At 69.1% G+C, this 21,875-nt stretch carries 19 protein-coding genes; 15 read left to right on the forward strand and 4 right to left on the reverse strand.

Going from position 1 to position 21,875, the window contains the following annotated elements; genetic code table 11:
* Positions 1–76 precede the first annotated feature (76 nt).
* From eccCb to glpK, 8 genes are all read left to right on the forward strand, one after another.
* A complete protein-coding gene (eccCb, locus tag BN977_RS22935) occupies positions 77–3,691 on the forward strand; it encodes a type VII secretion protein EccCb (RefSeq protein WP_036401740.1) in 3,615 nt (1,204 codons plus the stop codon).
* Positions 3,688–4,833, forward strand: coding sequence for a type VII secretion-associated protein (locus BN977_RS22940; RefSeq protein ID WP_036401743.1), 1,146 nt, complete (start codon positions 3,688–3,690; stop codon positions 4,831–4,833). Before eccCb ends, BN977_RS22940 begins: the two co-directional genes overlap by 4 nt.
* Positions 4,834–4,902: 69 nt before the next feature.
* Positions 4,903–5,211 carry a WXG100 family type VII secretion target gene (locus tag BN977_RS22945; protein ID WP_036401745.1) on the forward strand — a complete coding sequence of 103 codons (309 nt, stop codon included), beginning with the start codon at positions 4,903–4,905 and terminating at the stop codon, positions 5,209–5,211.
* 9 nt (positions 5,212–5,220) lie between these two features.
* Complete coding sequence (locus BN977_RS22950) at positions 5,221–5,517, forward strand: WXG100 family type VII secretion target (protein ID WP_036401747.1); 297 nt, start codon at positions 5,221–5,223, stop codon at positions 5,515–5,517.
* A 217-nt stretch (positions 5,518–5,734) separates the two neighbouring features.
* On the forward strand, positions 5,735–6,976 hold the full coding sequence (locus BN977_RS22955) for a helix-turn-helix domain-containing protein (RefSeq protein ID WP_024449952.1): 1,242 nt from the start codon (positions 5,735–5,737) through the stop codon (positions 6,974–6,976).
* Between the two features lie 92 nt (positions 6,977–7,068).
* Complete coding sequence (adh, locus tag BN977_RS22960) at positions 7,069–8,592, forward strand: aldehyde dehydrogenase (RefSeq protein WP_036401753.1); 1,524 nt, start codon at positions 7,069–7,071, stop codon at positions 8,590–8,592.
* 3 nt (positions 8,593–8,595) lie between these two features.
* A complete protein-coding gene (locus BN977_RS22965; protein ID WP_024455538.1) occupies positions 8,596–9,015 on the forward strand; it encodes a DUF779 domain-containing protein in 420 nt (139 codons plus the stop codon).
* Positions 9,016–9,074: 59 nt separating this feature from the next.
* On the forward strand, positions 9,075–10,541 hold the full coding sequence (gene glpK / locus BN977_RS22970; protein WP_234709718.1) for a glycerol kinase GlpK: 1,467 nt from the start codon (positions 9,075–9,077) through the stop codon (positions 10,539–10,541).
* Positions 10,542–10,583: 42 nt separating this feature from the next.
* Here glpK and BN977_RS22975 read toward each other — a convergent pair whose 3' ends face one another.
* Positions 10,584–10,982: a GlcG/HbpS family heme-binding protein gene (locus BN977_RS22975; protein ID WP_024455536.1), complete on the reverse strand. Its 399-nt coding sequence runs from the start codon at positions 10,980–10,982 to the stop codon at positions 10,584–10,586.
* 255 nt (positions 10,983–11,237) lie between these two features.
* Here BN977_RS22975 and BN977_RS22980 point away from each other — a divergent pair, with 255 nt between their 5' ends.
* Positions 11,238–11,951, forward strand: coding sequence for an MIP/aquaporin family protein (locus tag BN977_RS22980; RefSeq protein WP_036404217.1), 714 nt, complete (start codon positions 11,238–11,240; stop codon positions 11,949–11,951).
* 89 nt (positions 11,952–12,040) lie between these two features.
* Here the strand turns inward: BN977_RS22980 and cobA are convergent, their stop codons facing one another.
* From cobA to BN977_RS22995, 3 genes are all read right to left on the reverse strand, one after another.
* A complete protein-coding gene (gene cobA, locus BN977_RS22985; protein ID WP_084172653.1) occupies positions 12,041–13,159 on the reverse strand; it encodes a uroporphyrinogen-III C-methyltransferase in 1,119 nt (372 codons plus the stop codon).
* Positions 13,152–13,751 carry a response regulator transcription factor gene (locus tag BN977_RS31555; protein WP_109790333.1) on the reverse strand — a complete coding sequence of 200 codons (600 nt, stop codon included), beginning with the start codon at positions 13,749–13,751 and terminating at the stop codon, positions 13,152–13,154. Before BN977_RS31555 ends, cobA begins: the two co-directional genes overlap by 8 nt.
* Before the next feature lie 208 nt (positions 13,752–13,959).
* Positions 13,960–14,694 (reverse strand): (2Fe-2S)-binding protein, encoded by a 735-nt coding sequence (locus BN977_RS22995; protein WP_051561832.1) that lies wholly within the window; start codon positions 14,692–14,694, stop codon positions 13,960–13,962.
* 276 nt (positions 14,695–14,970) lie between these two features.
* Between BN977_RS22995 and BN977_RS23000 the strand changes: the two genes are divergently transcribed.
* Genes BN977_RS23000 through BN977_RS23025 form a run of 6 tightly spaced genes read left to right on the forward strand, consistent with a single transcriptional unit; the run spans position 14,971 to position 21,870 of the window.
* Entirely contained in the window at positions 14,971–15,399 is a 429-nt protein-coding gene (locus BN977_RS23000) for a diol dehydratase small subunit (RefSeq protein WP_036401755.1), read from the forward strand.
* Between the two features lie 9 nt (positions 15,400–15,408).
* Entirely contained in the window at positions 15,409–17,115 is a 1,707-nt protein-coding gene (locus BN977_RS23005) for a propanediol/glycerol family dehydratase large subunit (protein WP_036401757.1), read from the forward strand.
* On the forward strand, positions 17,112–17,702 hold the full coding sequence (locus BN977_RS23010) for a propanediol/glycerol family dehydratase medium subunit (RefSeq protein WP_036401759.1): 591 nt from the start codon (positions 17,112–17,114) through the stop codon (positions 17,700–17,702). The genes BN977_RS23005 and BN977_RS23010 overlap by 4 nt, the downstream gene beginning before the upstream one ends.
* Positions 17,703–17,715: 13 nt before the next feature.
* Positions 17,716–19,587, forward strand: a complete 1,872-nt coding sequence (locus BN977_RS23015; RefSeq protein ID WP_036401762.1) for a diol dehydratase reactivase subunit alpha — start codon at positions 17,716–17,718, stop codon at positions 19,585–19,587.
* Positions 19,580–19,939: a glycerol dehydratase reactivase beta/small subunit family protein gene (locus BN977_RS23020; protein ID WP_024455527.1), complete on the forward strand. Its 360-nt coding sequence runs from the start codon at positions 19,580–19,582 to the stop codon at positions 19,937–19,939. The genes BN977_RS23015 and BN977_RS23020 overlap by 8 nt, the downstream gene beginning before the upstream one ends.
* Positions 19,936–21,870, forward strand: coding sequence for a propionyl-CoA synthetase (locus BN977_RS23025; protein WP_084172655.1), 1,935 nt, complete (start codon positions 19,936–19,938; stop codon positions 21,868–21,870). The genes BN977_RS23020 and BN977_RS23025 overlap by 4 nt, the downstream gene beginning before the upstream one ends.
* Positions 21,871–21,875 lie beyond the last annotated feature (5 nt).

The following is a 21,875-nucleotide window of genomic DNA, read 5'->3' on the forward strand; positions in this document are numbered from 1 at the left end:
GTAACCGGCGCGGGCCTGCGCCCGGTGCACCAATATTCGACGGAACCGCTTGGCGCACCGATGCGTCGGACAGGGTATGGAACCTGTCGAGCCGGCCCAGCCGCCATCCGGTGTGGTGGAGTTGCGGCGGCCGCCCGACCTGCCGGCGGTCCAGCCGGTCAACCCGTTGACGCGGCTGCTGCCCGTGGTGATGCTGGTGGCGATCGGCGGGATGGCCGCCGTGTACCTGAACTCCGGCCAGGGCACCTCACGCAATCCGATGTTCCTGCTCTTTCCGGTGATGATGTTGGCCTCGGCGATGGGCACGCTGGCACACACCTTCCGCGGCCGCACCGCCGAGGTCAATGCCGCGCGGTGCGGATACCTGCGCTACCTCGACGACGTCGTCGAAGAAGCCGCGAAGACCGCACGCCGACAACGTGATTGGCTGCACTGGCGGCACCCCGACCCGGCGGCGTTGTGGACCGTGGCCGGCGGGCCGCGCATGTGGGAGCGCCGTCCCGGCGACCCGGATTTCGGGGTGATCAGGTTCGGCCTCGGGCCCGCGCCACTGGCCACACCCTTGATCGCGCCCGAGCCCGGCCCGGCCGACGACATCGACCCGGTGACCGACGGCGCGCTGCGGGACGTGCTCGAACGCTGGGCGCTGCTCGACGACGTCCCGGTCACGCTCGCGGTGGGGGAGCGCGATCGGGTGCCGACCGACTCCGACCCCGTGGTGTCCCGGAACATGGTGCGCGCCATGGTGTGTCAGCTCGCCACCCTGCACAGACCGACCGATGTCCGGATCGCTGCCGTGGTACCGCCCGGTGACACCCACTGGGACTGGCTGAAATGGCTACCGCACCATCGGGACCCGTTGGTGCTCGACGGCGCCGGGCCGCGGCGACTGACCTTCACCGACCTGGCCGCCGCGCAGGACGCCTGCGCGGCCCTGGATGCCGTGCGCGTGGTGATCGTGGTGGACGGTGTGGACGTCTCGGACACCGCGATCGCCGCCGGCGTGACGGTGTTCGACGTCGGCGCGGCGCCCGCCAGTGTCACCGCCGATTGCCGCCCGGACGAACTCGGCCCCGGGCCGGCATTGCGGTGTGCCCGGCGGATCGCCGGGCACGCACCCGACGGTGGGCCGGCCGCCCCGGCGGGCTGGCCCGAACTGATCGGCGTCGCATCGGGAGACTTCGATCCGGCGCAGCGGTGGCGGCCCCGCGCGGACGAGCATCGACTGCGGGTACCGATCGGGTTCACGACGACACCTGGCGAGCGCGGTCAACCCGTCACGCTGGACATCAAGGAGGCCGCGCACGGCGGCATGGGCCCGCACGGGCTGTGCATCGGTGCCACCGGATCGGGGAAATCGGAGTTCCTGCGCACGCTGATCCTCGGACTGATCGCCACCCATCCACCCGACGAACTCAATCTGGCGTTGATCGACTACAAGGGTGGCGCCACCTTCCTCGGCCTGGACCGGGCCGCCCACGTGGCGGCGGTCATCACCAACCTGGCCGACGAGGCGCACCTGGTGGACCGCATGCGGGACGCGCTGACCGGTGAGATGAACCGGCGGCAGGAACTGCTGCGGGCGGCAGGCAACCTGGCCGGCGTGCACGACTACCGCCGGGCGCGGGCCGCCGGCGCGGACCTGCCGGCACTGCCGGTGTTGTTCATCGTCGTCGACGAGTTCTCCGAACTCCTGAGCCAGCAACCAGATTTCGCCGACCTCTTCGTCGCCATCGGCCGGGTCGGCCGCTCGTTGGGCATGCACCTGCTGCTGGCCAGCCAGCGTTTCGACGAGGGCCGGATGCGCGGACTGGACACGCATCTGTCCTACCGGGTGTGCCTGCGGACGTTCTCGACCGGGGAATCCCGTGCCGTGCTCGGCATCCCGGACGCCTATCAGCTCCCGGCCGCGCCGGGGGCGGCGTACCTGCGCACGCCGACGGGTGAGACCGTCCGGTTCCACACCGCGTACGTCTCGGGTCCCGTCGCCGCACCGGTGCGCACACCGGCCGCGGCCGTGCGTCCGTTCACCGCGGCGCCGGTGCCAGACCGGTCGGCGAGCACTCCGGGCCGGCGGTCCACCCTGCTCGACACCGTCCTGGACCGGATGGCCGGCCACGGCGCACCGGCACACCGGGTCTGGCTTCCCCCGCTGAAGGAGTCACCGTCGCTCGGCGACCTGCTCCGCGCACACGGCGCCGGCCCGCTGCGGGTCCCCGTAGGACTGGTGGACAACCCGTTCGCGCAACGGCACGACGCCCTGCTGATCGACCTGACCGGCGCGACCGGCCACGCCGCGGTGGTCGGCGCCACCCGCTCCGGGAAGTCGACCGCGCTGTGCTCGATCGTGCTGGCACTGGCCGCCACCCACCATCCCGGGGAGGTCCAGTGCTATCTGCTCGACTTCGGCGGCGGTGGCTTGGCGTCGCTGGAGGCGTTGCCGCACACCGGCGTCTACGCCGGCCGTGCCGACACCGAACTGGCCCGGCGCGCCGTGCGGCACCTGCACGATCTGCTGCGGCGGCGAGAGGCGAATGGGCCCGACGATCAGGGCGAGGTGTTCCTGGTGGTCGACGGATGGGCGGCCATGCGCCAGGTGTGCGACGGTGGCGACGGTCTGGAGGACGCCATCACCGCCTTGGCCGCCCAGGGCCTGGCGCACGGCATCCACGTCGTCATCGCGGCGTCGCGATGGGCCGAACTGCGGCCGGCGCTCAAGGATCAGCTCGGTACCCGCATCGAACTACGGCTCGGCGAGCCCACCGAATCGGAGATGGATCGCAAACGCGCCCGGCTGCTCGCCGACCGCGGCCCCGGCGCGTGCCTCACCCGCGACGGCCTGTTCTCGTTGATCGCGCGACCCACCCTGTTCGGCCTGGACACCGGGGCGGCTGTCCAGGCGCTGCGCGTGCGGCACGGCGATGTGGCGGCGCCCCGCATCGAAGTGCTGCCTGCCAAGCTGACCTGGCCCGACGGTGCACCGCCGCCCGCCACGGCCGGCGTCGTCCCCATCGGCATCGGGGAGAGTGCAATGCACACGGTGACAATCGATTTCGCGGAACACCAGCATCTGATCGTGCTCGGTGACATCGGGTGTGGGAAGACCGCCGCGCTGCGGACACTGTGCCTGGCCTTGACCAGCTCCGGCGGTCCCGACGACGTGCAACTGCTCATCGTGGACTACCGGCGCGCCCTGCTCGGGGTGGTCCAATCCGCACATCTGGCCGGCTACGCGATCTCGGCCGACGCCGTGCAGTCGCGGCTGGAGCCGGTCCTGCAGCGGTTACGCGACCGCCGGCCCGGGATCGACGTGACACAACGACAGTTGCGGGACCGGTCCTGGTGGTCCGGCCCCGACATCTACGTCGTCGTCGACGATTACGACCTGGTTGCGGCCGCCTCAGGTAACCCGCTCGGGCCGCTGCTCGAATACCTCCCGCACGCCAGGGATCTGGGCCTGCACGTGATCGTGGCCCGCCGGTCCGGTGGGGCCGCGCGGGCACTGTTCGATCCACTGCTGGCCGCGGTGCGTGAACTCGGCGGCGCCGGCCTGATGATGAGCGCGGGACCGGAAGAGGGGGTGTTACTGGGCTCCACCCGGCCGGTTCGGCTGCCGCCCGGCCGGGCGACGCTGAGTGTCCGCGGGGCACCGGATGAACGGGTCCAGATCGCCTGGGCCGACCCACCATGACCACCACCCCAGTCGTTTTCGGTCCGGCGACCGTGCGCGGCCCCTGCCCGGTGCCGGCCGAGCCGGTGCGGGCCGCGCTGGCCGCGCTGGACGACCGGCACACCGTCGTCGACGATCGTGCGGTCGAGGTGGACGCCGTGCTGGGTGAGATCCTCGGCACCACCCTGGGTGACACCCGCCACGACATCGTTCTCATCTGCCCCGGCTGGTGGCCCGCCACCAGATTGGATCGGGTCCGCGCCGCGGCGGCCGGACTCAGCCCGGAAGTGCTTGTGCTGCAACGGCCACAGGTGTACCGGCGGGCGCACCCCGATGTCGAGGTGCTCGTCGAGATCGCCGAGGAATTCGTCGTCGCGGGCCCCTTGACCGACGGACCCCACACACCGGCGTTGGTGGTACCGCGGCAGGGCGATACGGCGGAGGCGGTGGTGTCGGGCCTCGGTGAACCGGCCTCGGTGCTCGTCGACGTGCCCACCGCGGTGACCGGTGGGCGCACCGTCGCAACCGATATCGCCGCCCGGCTGCGTCGCGGCGGCACCGACGCCACCATCACCGGCGACCACCAGCTGTCCCGGGCCGCCACCGGGTGGGCCGATACCACGGCGGCGATCAAGGCGGTCGGCGACGCACGGCGGCGCAGGCTGCCCTGGATCGTGGCCGCCGGGCTGCTGGCGGTAGCGGCGACCACGCTGGCACTGCGTGACGAATCGGACGGTGGCGCAACGGTATCGGTGGTCGAAGGCCGGGTGGCGGCCAGGGTGCCGGCCGGCTGGACCGTCGAACGGATCACCGCGGGAACGGGTTCGCGCCGGGTGCAAGCCGTCGAGCCGGGCGGCAACCGTGCCGTGCTCATCGTGCAGTCCCGGGCCGAAGCCGACCTGGCCGCGACGGCGGCGACGCTGGACACCGCGCTGCAACGGCAGGATCCCACCGTGTTCACCGCGCTGCGGACCACGGCCCAGCGTGGCGGCCGGACCGTCATCGGTTACACCGAGACCAGAGCCGGACGGGAAATCGACTGGGCCGTCTTCCTCGACGGCGCCGTGCGGATTGCCGTGGGATGTCAGAGCCCGCCGGGTCAGACCGCGCAGATCAGGGCCGCCTGCGACGAGGTGATCCGGTCCGCGCACGCGATTTCGTGACGTGGCGGGAACCGAACCGGCGTCGCCGGCGTCCAATCACAGTAACGGCACCCAACGAGAGGACGGCAGATGGCTTCGCTCAACACCGATTTCGATCTCATGCACGCGGTCGCGGGGCAGATCGACAACCGCAACGAGGACATCCGGGCGATGCTCGCAGCGTTCATCGGCCGGATGGGTTCGGTCCCGCCGTCGGTGTGGGGTGGCGCCGCGGCGCTGCGTTTCCGCGAGGTCGTCGACCGGTGGAACGCCGAAGCGCTGGCACTGCACACCGCCCTGGCCCGCATCGCCGACACCATCCGACTCAACGAACGCACCCTGCGCGAGGCCGGTGAGAGTCACTCGCAGCAGATCGGCGCCGTCATCAACCACCTGTGAGGAGCCATCATGGACAGCACGCTTTCCTACAATTTCGACGAGATCGAGTATTCGGTGCGTCAGGACATCCACACCACCTCGGCCCGGCTGAGCGCGGCGCTGGAGGATCTGCGCGCTCAGATCGCCCCGCTGCAGCAGATCTGGACCCGCCAGGCAGCCGAGGCCTACCGGGACGAACAGCTGCGCTGGGATCAGTCGGCGTCGGCACTGCAAGACATCCTGTTCCGGCTGGGCAACGCCGTGCGCGCCGGTGCGGATGAGATCGCCGCGACCGACCGGCAGGCCGCCAACGCGTGGGGGCGCTGAGGTGCAGGGCGGCGACATGACAAACGCATTCAAATGTCCTGTCCGCCATGCCACTCCCGGTGGCCGGATTCCGCGATCCTCTCGGGTTCGTGCCGGTCGGCGCGGATTGGCGCTATGGTGTGGGGTGCGGCCGAGGCAGTGAGGCGACCGGTCGTGATCGGGAGCGTGATCATTTGTGAGGACGACCAAGGGTCCGAGTGCTCGGGAGCTGCGTGCTGTGCACGAACTCTTCCTGGCCGGAGAGGTCGATGTCACTGAGCTGGAACCCACGACGGTGCGGCCCGTCGTTGCCAAGAGCTGGCAGCGCAGCCTCGCCAAGGGGGTTGACCCGGATTTCGACCGGGCCCGGCCCGCGGCGGTGGCGTCCGGCATCGCGAAGTTGCGTGATTCGCATCCGCTGGCGCCCGCGCTCCCCGTCATCCGCCGGCTCCTCGTCGACGACGCGGTGGATGCGGGTGTCGTCGTCGCGGTGACCTCGGCCGACGGCACCCTGCTGTGGGTGGAAGGCGACCCGAAAGCCCGCCGCAAAGCCGAACAGATGAACTTCGTGCCGGGTGCGGACTGGAGCGAGCGCAGTGCGGGGACCAACGCACCGGGCACGGCGCTGGCCCTGGACCGGGAACTGCAGATCCGCGGATCGGAGCATTTCTCCCGCGTCGTGCAGCCGTGGAGTTGCACCGCGACGCCGCTGCACGACCCCGACACCGGTGCGCTGCTCGGCGCCATCGACCTGACCGGCGGTCCCCAGGCGGCGTCGTCGCAGACCTTGGCGCTGGTCAGGGCGACCGCGCTGGCGGTCGAGAGCCACCTCGCGCTGCTGCGGTTGACGGGATGCGCGCCGGAACCGGCCACCCGCAAGCCGCACCTGGTGGTGCTGGGTTCCGACCGGCCGCGCTGGGTGACCACCGATGTGTACGGCCACCTGCGGGCCACCATGCTCACCGGCCGGCACGCCGACATCCTGGTACTGCTCAGCCGGCACCCCGAAGGCCTGTCCGCCGACCACCTGGCCGTCCTGCTCGACGACAAGGACCTGGACGTCGTGACGGTCCGGGCCGAGATGTCCCGGTTGCGCAAGGTCATCGGTGCCGAGTACCTGGCGTCCCGGCCGTACCGGCTGCTGGTGCCCATCACCACCGATATCGGCGAGGTGTTCGACGCGCTCGATCTCGGCGACGTCGAGGCCGCGCTGAACGCCTATCACGGCCCGTTGCTACCGCAGTCGGTGTCGCCGTCGATCGCCCGGCTACGCATGCAGGTGTCCGCGAGCATGCGGGGTGCGGTGCTGGCCGAGTGTTCGCGGGGCGACATGGCACCCCTGCGGCGTTGGCTGGAGATGCCGGAAGGGCGCGATGACCGGGAAGGCTGGGAGGCGCTGCGCAACAGCGCGTCGATCGACCCGGTCGGCCGCGCCCAGGCCGGCGGTCACCTGGCCGGACTCGATTTCGAACTGGGCTGACCGCGCCGGTTGCAACGGTGCTGCAACCCTGCTCTTCGTACATTGAGTGACGACCGACACATTTTCGTCGTCCTGATGCAGGAGAGATACCCATGACGGTGTATGCACGCCCGGGCGCTGAGGGCGCTTTGATGTCTTTCAAGTCTCGTTATGAGAATTTCATCGGGGGGCAGTGGGTGGCGCCTGTTGGGGGCCGGTATTTCGAGAATCGGACGCCGGTGACGGGGCAGGTGTTTTGTGAGATTCCGCGTTCGGATGAGGCCGATGTGGAGGCGGCGTTGGATGCTGCGCATGCGGCGGCGCCGGGGTGGGGTAAGTCCAGCCCGGCGCAGCGGGCGGTGTTGTTGAACAAGATCGCTGATCGGATCGAGGAGAATCTGGAGTCGATCGCGTTGGCGGAGTCCTGGGATAACGGGAAGCCGATCCGGGAGACGCTGAATGCCGATATTCCGTTGGCGATCGATCATTTCCGGTATTTCGCGGGGGCGATCCGCGCGCAGGAGGGCACGCTCTCGGAGATCGATGAGGACACGGTGGCGTATCACTTCCATGAGCCGTTGGGGGTGGTAGGGCAGATCATTCCGTGGAATTTCCCGATTTTGATGGCGGTGTGGAAGTTGGCGCCGGCGTTGGCGGCCGGGAATGCGGTGGTGCTCAAGCCGGCCGAGCAGACCCCGGCTTCGATTCTGTTCTTGTTCGAGTTGATCGGGGATTTGTTGCCGGCGGGGGTGGTCAACATTGTGAACGGGTTCGGGGTGGAGGCCGGTAAGCCGTTGGCGTCCTCGAACCGGATCGCCAAGATCGCGTTCACCGGGGAGACGACCACGGGCCGGTTGATCATGCAGTACGCCAGCCAGAACCTGATCCCGGTCACGTTGGAGTTGGGGGGTAAGTCGCCGAATATTTTCTTCAACGATGTGTTGGCCGAGAATGATGCGTATCAGGACAAGGCGTTGGAGGGGTTCACGATGTTCGCCCTGAATCAGGGTGAGGTGTGCACGTGCCCGTCGCGCAGTCTGATTCAGGCCGACATCTACGACGAATTCCTCGCACTCGCCGCGGTCCGGACGAAGGCGGTGCGGCAGGGGGATCCGTTGGATACCGAGACGATGATCGGGGCGCAGGCCTCCAATGATCAGTTGGAGAAGATTCTGTCCTATATCGAGATCGGTAAGAGTGAGGGTGCGCAGGTGGTGACCGGGGGTGAGCGCGCGCAGCTCGGGGGTGATCTCAATGGTGGTTATTATGTGGCGCCCACGATTTTCACCGGGAACAACAAGATGCGGATTTTCCAGGAGGAGATTTTCGGGCCGGTGGTGGCGGTGACGTCGTTCACTGATTATGAGGATGCGATCTCGTTGGCCAATGACACCCTGTACGGGTTGGGGGCCGGGGTGTGGAGCCGCAACGGTAACACCGCGTATCGGGCCGGGCGTGATATCAAGGCCGGTCGGGTGTGGACGAACTGCTATCACCAGTACCCCGCCCATGCCGCATTCGGTGGGTACAAGCAGTCCGGTATTGGTCGGGAAAACCACCATATGATGCTCGATCACTACCAGCAGACCAAGAACCTGCTGGTCAGCTACAGCGAAACCGCCGCCGGCTTCTTCTGATCCATGACACCTCGGGTCCTGATCACTCGACCGGCCGGGGAGCTGTTGGTTCACCTGCAGAAACGCCACGGCCCGTTGATGTTTCACCAGTCCGGTGCGGGCGGCGACGGTTCGTCGCCGATGTGTTACCTGGTGGGCGAGTTCCCGATCGGCGACAGCGACGTGCTGCTCGGCATGCTCGACGTGGTCTCCGAACGCCAACCGTTCGGGGTCCCGGTGTGGGTGTCCGGCCCGCAGTACCCGGTCTGGGAGCACACCCAGATGGTCATCGACGTCGTCGCGGGCCGGGGAGCCGGGTTTAGCCTCGAAGCCGGAGAAGGCGTGCGATTCTTGTCGCGGGCCCGCATCGTCAGCGGGCTGGAGAACACGACATGCGGTGCGGAAGAACCCGATCAGACTCGGGCTCAACACCTTAACGGTTAGGAGCAGCGTTGCCCGATTTCGTCGCAGCCATAGACCAGGGCACCACGAGCACCCGCGCCATGATCTTCGATCATGCCGGTGCCGAGGTGGGGCGCCATCAGCTCGAACACGAGCAGATCCTGCCCCAGGCCGGCTGGGTGGAACACAACCCGGTGGAAATCTGGGAACGCACGGCGTCGGTGCTGACCTCGGTGCTCAACAACACCAACCTGCAGCCGGACGACATTGCGGCGCTGGGCATCACCAACCAGCGCGAAACGTCGCTGGTGTGGAACAAGCACACCGGCAGGCCGTACTACAACGCCATCGTGTGGCAGGACACCCGCACCGACCGGATCGCCTCGGCGCTGGACCGCGACGGCCGCGGCGACGTCATCCGCCGCAAGGCGGGTCTACCGCCGGCCACCTACTTCTCCGGCGGCAAGATCCAGTGGATCCTGGAAAACGTCGACGGCGTGCGGGAGGCGGCCGAGAAGGGTGACGCCATCTTCGGCACCAGCGACAGCTGGGTGGTGTGGAACCTGACCGGCGGTCCTCGTGGTGGCGTCCACGTCACCGACGTCACCAACGCCAGCCGCACCATGCTGATGAACCTGGAAACCCTGGACTGGGACGACGAACTGTTGTCCTTCTTCGGCATTCCGCGGCAGATGCTGCCGCAGATCCGGCCGTCCTCGTCCCCGGAGCCGTACGGGACCACGCTGGCCACCGGACCGATGGGCGGCGAAGTGCCGGTGACCGGCATCCTCGGCGATCAACAGGCCGCGATGGTCGGCCAGGTGTGCCTGTCGGCCGGTGAAGCCAAGAACACCTACGGCACAGGCAACTTCCTGCTGCTCAACACCGGTGAGAAGATCGTGCGCTCGGACAACGGGCTGCTGACCACCGTGTGCTACCAGTTCGGGGATGCCAAACCGGTGTACGCCCTCGAAGGGTCCATCGCCGTGACGGGTTCGGCGGTGCAGTGGCTGCGCGACCAACTGGGCATCATCAGCGGTGCCGCGCAGAGCGAGGCGCTGGCCAGGCAGGTCGCCGACAACGGCGGCGTGTACTTCGTGCCGGCGTTCTCCGGACTGTTCGCGCCGTACTGGCGGTCGGACGCCCGCGGCGCCATCGTCGGGCTGTCGCGGTTCAACACCAACGCACACGTGGCGCGCGCGACGCTGGAGGCGATCTGCTACCAGAGCCGCGATGTCGTCGACGCGATGGAGGCCGACTCCGGCGTGCACCTGGAGGTGCTCAAGGTGGACGGCGGGATCACCGCCAACGAGTTGTGCATGCAGATCCAGGCCGACGTGCTGGGTGTCGACGTGGTGAAACCCGTTGTGGCCGAGACGACCGCGCTCGGTGCCGCCTATGCCGCGGGGCTGGCCGTCGGTTTCTGGAGCGATCCGTACGACCTGCGGGCCAATTGGCAGGAGGACAAACGCTGGTCGCCGTCGTGGTCGGAAGACCAGCGGGCGCAAGGCTACGCGGGCTGGCAGAAGGCTGTTTCGCGGACCCTGGACTGGGTGGACGTGTCCTGATCCGGCACCGACCCCGGCGCAGCGCGCCGGGGTCGGCCGGTTCTAGAGGGCGGCGACGCCGGCCTCGGCCACGCTGACATCCTGGTCGACACTCCCGGCGCTCACGCCGATCGCGCCGACCACCACACCGTCGACCGTCAGCGGGATGCCACCGCCGAAGATGACCAAGCCGCCACAGGTCTGTTCCAGCCCATAGAGTTCCGCGCCGGGCTGGACGATTGCGGTGAGCGCGCCGGTGGGCGCGTTCATCAGAATCGACGTGCGCGCCTTGCGGATCGAGATGTCGATGCTGGCCTTGATGGCACCATCCATCCTGACGAACGCCACCAGATGACCACCGTCGTCGACGACGGCGATGTTCATCGGCTGCCCGATCTCGCGGGCCTTCTCGATCGCGGCCTCGACCACTCGGGTGGCGTCGGGCAGGCTGATGGATGTCATGAACAGACCTTTCGAATCGGTTTTCCTGCAGGGACTTTGACGTTCGCGGGGTGCAGTGACCCACCGTCGATCATAATGGCCGGGAATACCGCGGTCAGGTGTTTGCGCCCCGGCCGGTGTCCGGCTGCCAGAACCTGACCAAAAGCTCACCCTTCGATCAGTAAGTGGGCAGTAACCCGCGGAATTCACCCTTTCCCGGCACGGCGCACAAAGACTGTGCGACAGAACCTTTGGCGGCCGAGGAAGGGTGTGTCCGTGTCGAATATCGACATCTTCGTCTGGGAGTTCCTGGGCACCGCGGTGCTGTGCCTGCTCGGGAACGGCTCGGTGGCCGCGGTGGTACTGAAGAACTCGTTCTCGCACGGCGGAGGCGGCGACTGGGTGGTCATCGTGGTCGGCTGGGGCTTCGCCGTGTTCGCCGGCGCCAGCATCGCCGGTCCGTCCGGGGCCCACATCAACCCCGCCGTCACCCTCGCGGTCGCCATGTCCGGCGGGGTGCCCTGGTCGTCGGTCCCGGTGTACTGGGCGGCGCAGCTGCTGGGCGGCTTCGTCGGCGCCTGGTTGTGCTGGGCCGCATTCAAACTGCAATTCGACAACATGGACGACAACTCCGGTACCCGCGGGATCTTCTGCACCTCGCCGGCCGTGCGGGGCATCCCGTGGAACATCGTCACCGAGGTGATCGCCACGTTTGTGCTGGTGTTCTGGATCCTGACCAACCCGCAGATCAACACGAGCCTGGGCTACGCGGCGGTGTCGTTCGTGGTCATCACCATCGGCTTCGGGCTCGGCGGCCCCACCGGCTACGCCATCAACCCGGCCCGTGACCTCGGGCCGCGGCTGGCCTACGCGCTGATGCCGATCAAGGGCAAGGCCAACGCCGGTTGGGACTACGCCTGGGTGCCGGTGGTGGCCCCGTTGATCGGTGCCGCCGTGGCTGCCGGGCTGGCCGGGCTGCTTCCCGGATAGCGCCCCCGGCGCGCCCAATTCCGACGTTCTGCACGCACTTTCGGGTGCCGACCCACCAGAACGTCGGATTTCGGGTGTACCAGGGCGGGTCAGCCGCTCAATTGCGCGGCCAGCGGACGGTCGGCACGCCCCGGCACGAAACCCGCCACCGCACCGATGACGGTGGTCGCCGGCGGCCGCACCGCCGCCGAGCGCGCGGCCGCGGCGATCGTCGCCAGATCCGCCCGGATCACCCGCTGGCCGGCCAGCGTGCCGTCGGCGATCACGGCCGCCGGGGTGCCCGCGGCCAACCCGCCGTCCAACAACGCGCGGGTGATCTCGCCGAGGTTGGCCACCGCCATCATCAGCACGATCGTGGTGTTCGCCCGCGCCAGCGCGGCATAGTCCACCGTGCAATCCGGATGCTCGGGCGGCACATGGCCGGACACCACGGTGAAGCCCTGGGTGAGGCCGCGATGGGTGACCGGGATCAACGCCGCCGCGGGCGCGGCGATTGCCGAGCTGACACCGGGAATCACCTCGACGGTGATCCCGGCCCGTGCGCATTCGTCGGCCTCCTCACCGCCGCGGCCGAACACGAACCCGTCGCCGCCCTTGAGTCGCACCACCGTGCGCCCGGCGCGGGCGTGCTCGATCAACATCGCGTTGATATCGCCCTGCTCGGTCCGGCGGCCGCCAGGAATCTTCGACACGTCGACGATCTGTGCCTGCGGCGCAAGCTCGTTGAGCACACCCACCGGCGCCAGCCGGTCGGCGACCACCACGTCGGCACGGCCGAGGGCATCCCGGCCGGCCACGGTGAGCAGCCCCGGATCACCGGGCCCACCGCCGACCACGATCACCCGTCCGGACCGTTCCCGGTCGGGACGCACCTCGGGTTCGTCGGCGACGACGCAGAACAGCCCCTGCAGGCGGGCGAGTTCGGCGATGGTGCGATCGGTCGCGGCGACACCGGTATGCGCGAACAGCAGTTCGGCCATGTCGAGATCGGTTGCCTCGAAATCGCGCTGCCGCAACGTGATCAGGCCGCGATCGGCGAGATCGGACAGGTACGCGGCGGGCCGGGCCGATATCACGGTCACCGCGGCCCCGGCCGACACCAGCGCGCCGACGACGGCCAGTGCGCGGTCGTTCGATCCGGCCACCGTCACCGCGCGTCCGCGCACCGGCAGGCGCAGCGCGATATCGCCGCCCGCGCCGTCAGCCATGGCGCCCCCGCAGCACGGTGGCCACCAGGGCGGCCCGGCTGTGCACCCCGAACTTGTCCATGATGTTGTGCAGATGGAACTTCACCGTCGCCTCCGAGATGAACAGCGTGGCGGCGATCGCCCGGTTGTCCAGACCGTTGGTGAGCAGGCCCAGCACTTCCCCCTCGCGGCGGGTGAGCAGGCGTGCGTAACCCGGTTCGGCCTGGGCCCGCAGTTCGGTGATGAGGGTGTCGGCGCTGCGCGCGTCGAGTGCGCTGCGGCCGTCGATCACCCGGTCGATGGTGTCGAGCAGATCGGCCGACGGGGACCGGCGGTCCACCACGCCGTCGACCCCGGCCCGGATCAGCGGGAGGGCGGGTTCGCGGGGGTCGTCACCGTCGATCACCGCCACCACCTTGGGTGCCGGATCGAGTTCGGTGAGCAGCGCCGGCAGCTCGCCGGCCGCTTCGGCGCCCACCACCAGCAGGTCGGGGGCCAGCGCGCGCAACCGTTCCGCTAGGCCGGGACCGTGCTCGAGGTCGGCGACCAGTGCGATGGCGTCCCCCTGCCCGGCGACGTGCATCAGGCCGTGCCTGAGCAACTCGTCGTTCATCACGAATACCGTGCGCACCGGGTCTGGCTTGGCGAAAGTAGCTGGTGCGCGGTCGATTTCGGGCGACCGATCGATACCCGCGCCGCGCCTGCCCGGCTCCGGTGGTGCGTAGCGCGTCTGTGACCAGCCCATGGTCGACCTCCGTCCTGCCGCTGAGCGGCGAATGCTAATGCCGGCAGCGTTGCACCGGGGTTGCAAAGAGACGAAGTCAGTCGGCGCCGCCCGGCTGTGACGTGACCAGCACACAGTCGCCGCACAGCCCCGACCGCGGCACCTGGTAGTACAGACAGCAGCTGCGCCGGGTGAACCGGTCGCCGGTGAAGCTGCCGCTGCCGGCCAGCGCTGCGGTGTGGAGCAGCGCCCGGACCAGGGCACGGCCCGCAACCAGCAGTTCGGGCCTGCTCATCCCGAGCACCGTCACCGCACCGTTGGCCGCCGAGGCGATATTGCCCAGGGTGACTCGGGTGGACAGCGCGAACAACCGATCCAGACGGGCGCCGAGGTCGATCAGCGCCGGCACCACGGTCGCCGCGATGGCATCCGCCGCGCCGGTGTCGGCCCAGTCCGGGCCCGTGACGGCGAACCGCGGGGTGTGGGTGAGCGACGGTTGCCAGCGCAGCGAGTGCAGGTCGAGCACGGGGACGGCCCCGAGGCACAGCGCCGCCCCGATCACCGGTGACAGCAGCCGTGCCGCCACACCCAGCTGGAACGACGACGCCGCCACCCGGACGGGGATCTGTTGCGGCGGGCAGCCGGACGCCGTCGTCATCGCCGCGTGCGTGCGCCGGACGTGATCGGTCAGCACGGTGTCGGTGAAAAGGTCTGCCAGTGAACACCATTCGGTGTCCGATACGGTTCCCTCCAGGGCGGGCAGCGTGAAGTACTCGCCGAGCCCGGCCAATCCGGCCAGCTCGGCGCCGCCCGGTGTGCCGCCGCCGCTCATGGTGGTTGCACGCTAGCGCCGCCGGCGCGGCGATGACCCGGGGATACCGCAGAACTGGCCGGACGGGGGAGTGGCAGACCTGGCCGAAAGGTGGGGCTGCCGCAACCGAAACGCGCTGACCTGCACATTTGGTGCCGCTGGTCGCTGCAACGTCGGTGCAACGTGACACGAGACACAATGGGCGGGTCGCGGCCAGTCCGTGTCACAAATTTGGATCGAGCAGTGATGGACCGAGATGACCCCTTCGAGCGGTCATCCCTCAACTGGGAGTAGTGCATGACGGAACCCACCCTGGACCCCGCGACCGACTACCCGCTCAGTGTCCACCGGCGCGATCTGCTGTTCACCCCCAACGGCAAATCCATCGAAGCCATCACGATCGACGCTGTGGTCGCCGGCGACATCGAGGCGACCGACCTGCGCATCACCCCCGACACGCTGCGCTTGCAGGCCCAGATCTCGGAGAAGGTGGGCCGGCCGCAGCTGGGGGCGAACCTGCGGCGCGCGGCCGAGATGACCGCCATCCCGGACGCCAGGGTGCTGGAGATCTACAACGCGTTGCGGCCGAACGCCTCGACCAAGGCCGAGCTCGAGGCCATCGCCGACGAACTGACCACCCGATATGACGCCGCGCACCTTGCCGCCCTGGTGCTCGAGGCGGCCGATGTCTACGAGCGCCGCGACATCCTGGCCACCAGCGAATAGGAGAACCGAATGACTGCAGTAGCTCCCCATCCGGCCGCCGTCCGGCAATCGCTGCGCACCCAGGCGCTGGAAGCGCGACCGGTCAATCTCGACGGTTTCGTCGAGGAGTGGCCCGAGGTCGGCATGGTGGCCATGGACAGCCCGTTCGATCCGGAACCCAGCGTCCGGGTGGAGAACGGCCTGATCGTCGAGATGGACGGCACCGTTCGCGCCGACTTCGACTTCATCGACCAGTTCATCGCCGACAAGGCGATCGACGTGGCCACCACCGAACAGTCCATGGCGATTCCGGCCGCCGAGATCGCCGGCATGCTCGTCGACCCGGGCGTCAGCCGGGACGAGGTCATCGCCGTCACCAAGGGCCTCACCCCCGCGAAGCTGTTGGCCGTCGCGAAGAACCTCAACATCGTCGAGATCATGATGGGCATGCAGAAGATGCGCGCCCGCCGCACCCCGGCGAACCAGGCGCACTGCACCAGCGCCCGGGACAACCCGCTGCAGGTGGCGTGTGAGGCCGCCGAGGCCACCCTGCGCGGATTCGCCGAGGTCGAAACCACTTTGGGTGTCGTCCGGTATGCGCCGCTGGTCGCCATGGCGCAGGCCATCGGGAGCCAGGCCGGTGCGGCCGGCGCCCAGACCCAGTGCGCCCTGGAAGAGGCCACCGAACTCGAACTCGGCATGCGCGGGATCACCGGGTACGCCGAGACCATTTCGGTGTACGGCACCGAACCGGTCTTCGTCGACGGCGACGACACCCCGTGGTCGAAGGCGTTCCTGGCGGCGGCCTACGCGTCCCGCGGCATCAAGATGCGCTTCACCTCCGGCACCGGATCCGAGGTGCAGATGGGCAACGCGCAAGGAAAGTCCATGCTGTACCTGGAGATCCGCTGCATCCTGGTGACCAAGGGCGCCGGGGTGCAGGGCCTGCAGAACGGCTCGATCTCCTGTATCGGCGTTCCCGGTGCGGTGCCCGGCGGTATCCGCGCGGTGGCTGCCGAGAACCTGATCGCCTCGGCGGTGGACCTGGAGTGCGCATCCGGCAACGACCAGTCGTTCTCACATTCGCCGATGCGGCGCACCGCGCGGTTGATGCCGCAGATGATGCCGGGAACCGACTTCGTGTGCTCGGGCTATTCGGCGGTGCCCAACTACGACAACATGTTCGCCGGGTCGAACGTCGACAGCGACGACTTCGACGACTTCAACACCATTCAGCGGGACCTGCAGATCGACGGCGGTCTGCGGCACGTGAAGGAGTCCGAGATCCTGGCGGCGCGCACCAAGGCGGCCAAGGCGCTGCAGGCGGTGTTCAAGTACCTCGACCTGCCGCCGATCACCGACGCCGAGATCGAGACGGCGGTGTACGCCAACGGAAGTCAGGATCTGATCCCCCGGGACGTACTGGAGGATCTCAAGGGGGCGCAGCAGGTCATGGACCGCAACATCACCGGATTGGATCTGGTGAAGGCGCTGGAGGCCACCGGCTTCTCCGATATCGCCGAGAACCTGCTGGCCAGCCTGCGCCAGCGGATCTCCGGTGACCTGTTGCAGACCTCGGCGATCCTGACCAAGGGTGCACCGCTCTCGGCGATCAACGACGCCAACGACTACGCCGGCCCCGGCACCGGCTACCGCCCGTCGGGTGAACGGTGGGAAGAGATGAAGCGGCTTCGTCACGTGACGAGCGCGTCGAACCCGGAAGAAGAGGTGCAATGACCGTGTCGGCCAACGATGTTCAACGCGAACTGACCTTCACCGAAATCGGCCGTGCCGCCCGCGGCAGCCGGCCCGACGAGGTCGTCGTCGCCATCTCACCGGGCTTCGGAGAGCTGTTCAGCAAGACCATCGTCGACATCCCGCTGTCGGAGGTGATCCGTCAGGTGCTGGCGGGTATCGAGGAGCAGGAGGTCGGCGCGCGGGTGATCCGGGTGCGCAACTCCTCCGACCTGGCGGCGATGGCGCACACCGCGGCCCGGCTGTCCGGGTCGGGCATCGGGATCGGCATCCTGTCGCGGGGCACCTCGATGATCCACCAGCGCGACCTGCCGCGGCTGTCCAGCCTGGAACTGTTCCCGCAGTGCCCGCTGCTCACCCTGGAGACCTACCGGCGCATCGGCTCCAACGCCGCGCAGTACGCCAAAGGTGAATCCCCGGAACCGGTTCCGACGCTGAATGATCAGATGGCCCGCCCGCGTTGGCAGGCCAAGGCCGCGCTGCTGCATCTGAAGGAGACCGAATTGGTGCGCAAGGACGCCAAGCCGGTCGAGGTCATGCCGGAGTTCTCCGCGGCCGCGGTGGTGTGATTCGGGTTTCGGCTTGGGAAACAGCAGCGGTCGACGCACGGTGGTCGGGGTCGACATCGGTAACTCCACCACCGAAGCCAGCCTCGCGAAGATCGACGCCGACGGCGGGGCGGTGTTCCTCGGCTCCGCCCTGACCCGCACCACCGGTATCAAGGGCACCGTCAAGAACGTCGAAGGCGTCGCCAAGGCCGTGGTGTGGTCCCTGCAGCACGCCGGGATCGGCATCGCCGAGCTGGACGTGGTGCTGCTCAACGAGGCGACCCCGGTGATCAGCGGGCTGGCCATGGAGACCATCACCGAGACCATCATCACCGAGTCGACGATGATCGGGCATGATCCGCGCACTCCGGGCGGCCGGGGGCTGGGGGTCGGCACCATCGTCGATTTCGCGGCACTGGCCGAAGCCACGCCGGGCACGCCGCTGATCGTGGTGGTGCCCGCCGATGTCGACTTCGACGTCGTCGCGGCGACCATCAACGCGGCGGCGCACCGCGGGGTGGAGGTCAGCGGGGCCATCCTGCGCAACGACGACGCCGTCCTGGTGGCCAACCGACTGGACACCAAGATCCCCATCATCGACGAGGTGTCGCTCATCGAGGCGGTGCCGCGCGGGATGACCGCCGCCGTCGAGGTGGCCGCACCGGGGCAGTCCATCCGGACCTTGTCGAACGCCTATGGGCTGGCGACGATTTTCGGGCTCGACCCCGAGCAGACCAGGGTGGTCTCACCCGTGGCGCGGGCGCTCACCGGCAACCGGTCGGCGGTGGTGGTCCGCACCCCGTCCGGCGATGTGGCCGACCGGACCATTCCGGCGGGTGCGCTCACGCTGATCGGTGCACGCAAGACCGCGACCGTCGACGTGTCCCGCGGCGCGGTCGAGGTGATGGCCGAAGTGGAACGCGTCAGCCCGCTGATGGACGTCACGGGCCAGGCCGGGACCAACTCCGGCGGCATGATCGCCAACGTCCGCCAGAGCATGGCCGACCTGTCCAACCACACGCTGGCCGACGTACACATCCAGGATCTGCTGGCCATCGACACGCTGGTGCCCAAGGAGGTGCGCGGCGGGGTGGCCGGCGAGGTCGCCCTGGAGAACGCCGTCGCGCTGGCGGCGATGGTGCGTACCAAGGAAAGTGGCATGCAGGCCGTCGCCGACGAGGTGGCCGCGCAACTTCGCGGTCTCGGCGCCGAGGCGGTCGAGGTCGTGGTGGGCGGCGTCGAAGCCGAGATGGCGGTGCTCGGCGCGTTGACCACCCCGGGCACCGACAAGCCACTGGTGGTGCTCGACCTCGGCGGCGGTTCGTCGGATGCCGCGGTGATCCAGACCGACGGGCGCACCGAGGCAACGCATCTGGCGGGTGCGGGGGACCTGGTCACCAAGCTCATCGACGCCGAGCTGGGCCTGGACAACCTGGAACTGGCCGAACAGATCAAGCGCTGCCCACTGGGCAAGGCGGAGAGTTTCTTCCACGTCCGGCTGGAGAACGGGACCGTGCAGTTCTTCGACACGCCGTTGCCCGCCACGGCGTTCGCGCGGGTCGTGACCCTCGGCGACACCGGGATGAGCCCCATCCCGACCCGGCATTCGCTGGACCGCATCCGCGGCGTGCGGCGCACCGCCAAGGAACGGGTGTTCGTGGTGAACGCGCTGCGCGCGCTGCGGGGTATCGCCCCGGGCGGTGATCTGCGCCAGATCGGTTTCGTGGTGTTGCTCGGCGGGTGCGCACTGGATTTCGAGATCCCGCAGCTGATCGCCGACGCGGTCGCTCCGTACGGAATCGTCTGCGGCACCGGCAATGTGCGCGGTACCGAGGGGCCGCGCAACGCGGTGGCGTCCGGATTGGTGGCGGCATTCGCGGCGTCCTTGGTGGCCGCCCATGCGTGAGGGTGGCCAGCCCGTTCCGCCGGCGATACTGGTGATCAGTTGCGGTGCACCGGGTCTGGAGGATCACGTGCTCGCCGGGATCGAGGAGGAGGGTGTCCCGGCGGTGCTGGCGCGGCGGTCGACCGACGAGGACGCGCACACCCTGGCTCGCTCGGCGGCGCTCGAATCGTCGCTGTCCGTCGGCGTCGGGATCGACGGGCGCGGCGCGGTGAGTGTGCAGCACGAGCAGCTGGCCGGGCCCACCGCAGGCCTGCACGCCGGCCCCGCGGTCAGCTCGGCGGCGGCGCGCACATTGGGGCACAACGCGGCTCGTATCGTCGTCGGCATCCCGCTGCGTGCGGTGGCCCCATGACCGTCACAACCCCGCGAACAGTCGAGAACAATGGAGGTGTGCCCACCATGGGCGATTACCGGGAGCTCTATCAGGCCAGCATCGCCGAGCCTGCCGCCTTCTGGGCGCAGGCCGCCGATGCGGTGACGTGGAGCCGCACACCCGAGCGCGTGCTCGACGACACCAACCCGCCGTTCTACCGCTGGTTTCCCGACGGTGAGCTGAACACCTGCGTCAACGCCCTGGACCGGCACGTGGCCGGTGGCCGCGCCGAGCAGGCGGCGCTGATCTACGACTCCCCGGTCACGGGGACGAAACGCACCTACACCTACCGCGAATTGCTCGACGAGGTGGCGCGTTTCGCGGGTGTGCTGCACGGGCTCGGCGTGCGCAAGGGCGACCGGGTGGTCATCTACATGCCGATGATCCCGGAGGCGGTCATCGCCATGCTGGCCTGCGCCCGGATCGGCGCGGTGCACTCGGTGGTGTTCGGCGGGTTCGCCGCCCACGAGCTGGCCGCGCGGATCGACGACGCCCGACCCACGGTCGTGGTCTCCGCCTCGTGCGGCATCGAACCGTCGCGCACCGTCGCGTACAAGCCGATGCTGGATGCCGCGCTGGAGGCGTCGGCGCATCCGCCCGCGCACTGCGTCATCGTGCAGCGCGATCAGGCGCCGTGCGAGCTGGTGGCCGGGCGCGACGTGGACTGGCACGAGGCGATGTTCACCGCCACGGCGCAGGACGCGGTGCCCGTCGCCGCCACCGACCCGCTGTACGTGCTCTACACCTCGGGCACCACGGGCAAACCCAAGGGTGTGGTGCGCGACAACGGCGGTCACGCGGTGGCCCTGTTGTGGAGCATGCGCCACATCTACGACGTGGCACCCGGTGAGGTGTTCTGGGCGGCCTCCGACGTCGGCTGGGTGGTCGGGCACTCCTACATCGTCTACGGGCCGCTGCTGCTGGGCGCCACCACCGTGCTCTACGAGGGCAAACCGGTCGGCACCCCGGACCCCGGCGCGTTCTGGCGGGTGATCGACGAGTACCGGGTGAAGGTGCTGTTCACCGCGCCGACGGCGATCCGCGCGATCCGCAAGGAAGACCCGGACGGCGCCTACCTGGCGCGTTACGACCTGTCCTCTTTGGCGCACCTGTTCCTGGCCGGTGAACGACTGGACCCCGACACCTATCACTGGGCGGTGCGCAAGCTCGGCATCCCGGTGGTGGACCACTGGTGGCAGACCGAGACCGGCTGGGCCATCGCCGCCAACCCCGTCGGGGTGCAGCGCCTGCCGTTCAAGGCGGGCTCACCGACGGTGCCGATGCCCGGATACGACGTGCAGATCCTGACCGCCGACGGGGTGCCGTGCGGACCGGGGGAGGAGGGCGCGGTCTGCATCCGGATGCCGTTGCCGCCCGGCACGCTGCCCACCCTGTGGGGTGACGACGCCCGCTACCAGGCCTCCTACCTGAGCGAGTACCCCGGCTACTACCTGACCGGCGACGGCGGCTACCTCGACGAGGACGGTTACCTGTTCGTCATGGGCCGCATCGACGACGTGATCAACGTGGCCGGGCACCGGTTCTCCACCGGCGCGATCGAGGCGGTGCTGGCCACGCATCCCTCGGTGGCCGAATGCGCGGTCATCGGGGTGGCCGACGAGATCAAGGGGCAGGTGCCGCGCGGATTGGTGGTGCTCAAGGCCAACGCGGCGGCGCAGGTGTCGGCCGACACCCTGGCCGGGGAGCTGATCGCCTTGGTGCGCAACGAGATCGGCGCCGTCGCCAGCTTCAAATCGGTCGACGTGGTGCCCGCGCTGCCCAAGACCCGGTCGGGCAAGATCCTGCGCAAGGCGATGCGCGGTATCGCCCACGGCAAGGACGAGCCGCTGCCCTCGACCATCGAGGACCCGGCGGTGCTGCACGCGCTGCGCCCGATCCTGGCGCCCTGAGCGCG

This window comes from Mycolicibacterium cosmeticum, assembly GCF_000613185.1.
GTDB classification, from domain to species: Bacteria; Actinomycetota; Actinomycetes; order Mycobacteriales; family Mycobacteriaceae; genus Mycobacterium; species Mycobacterium cosmeticum.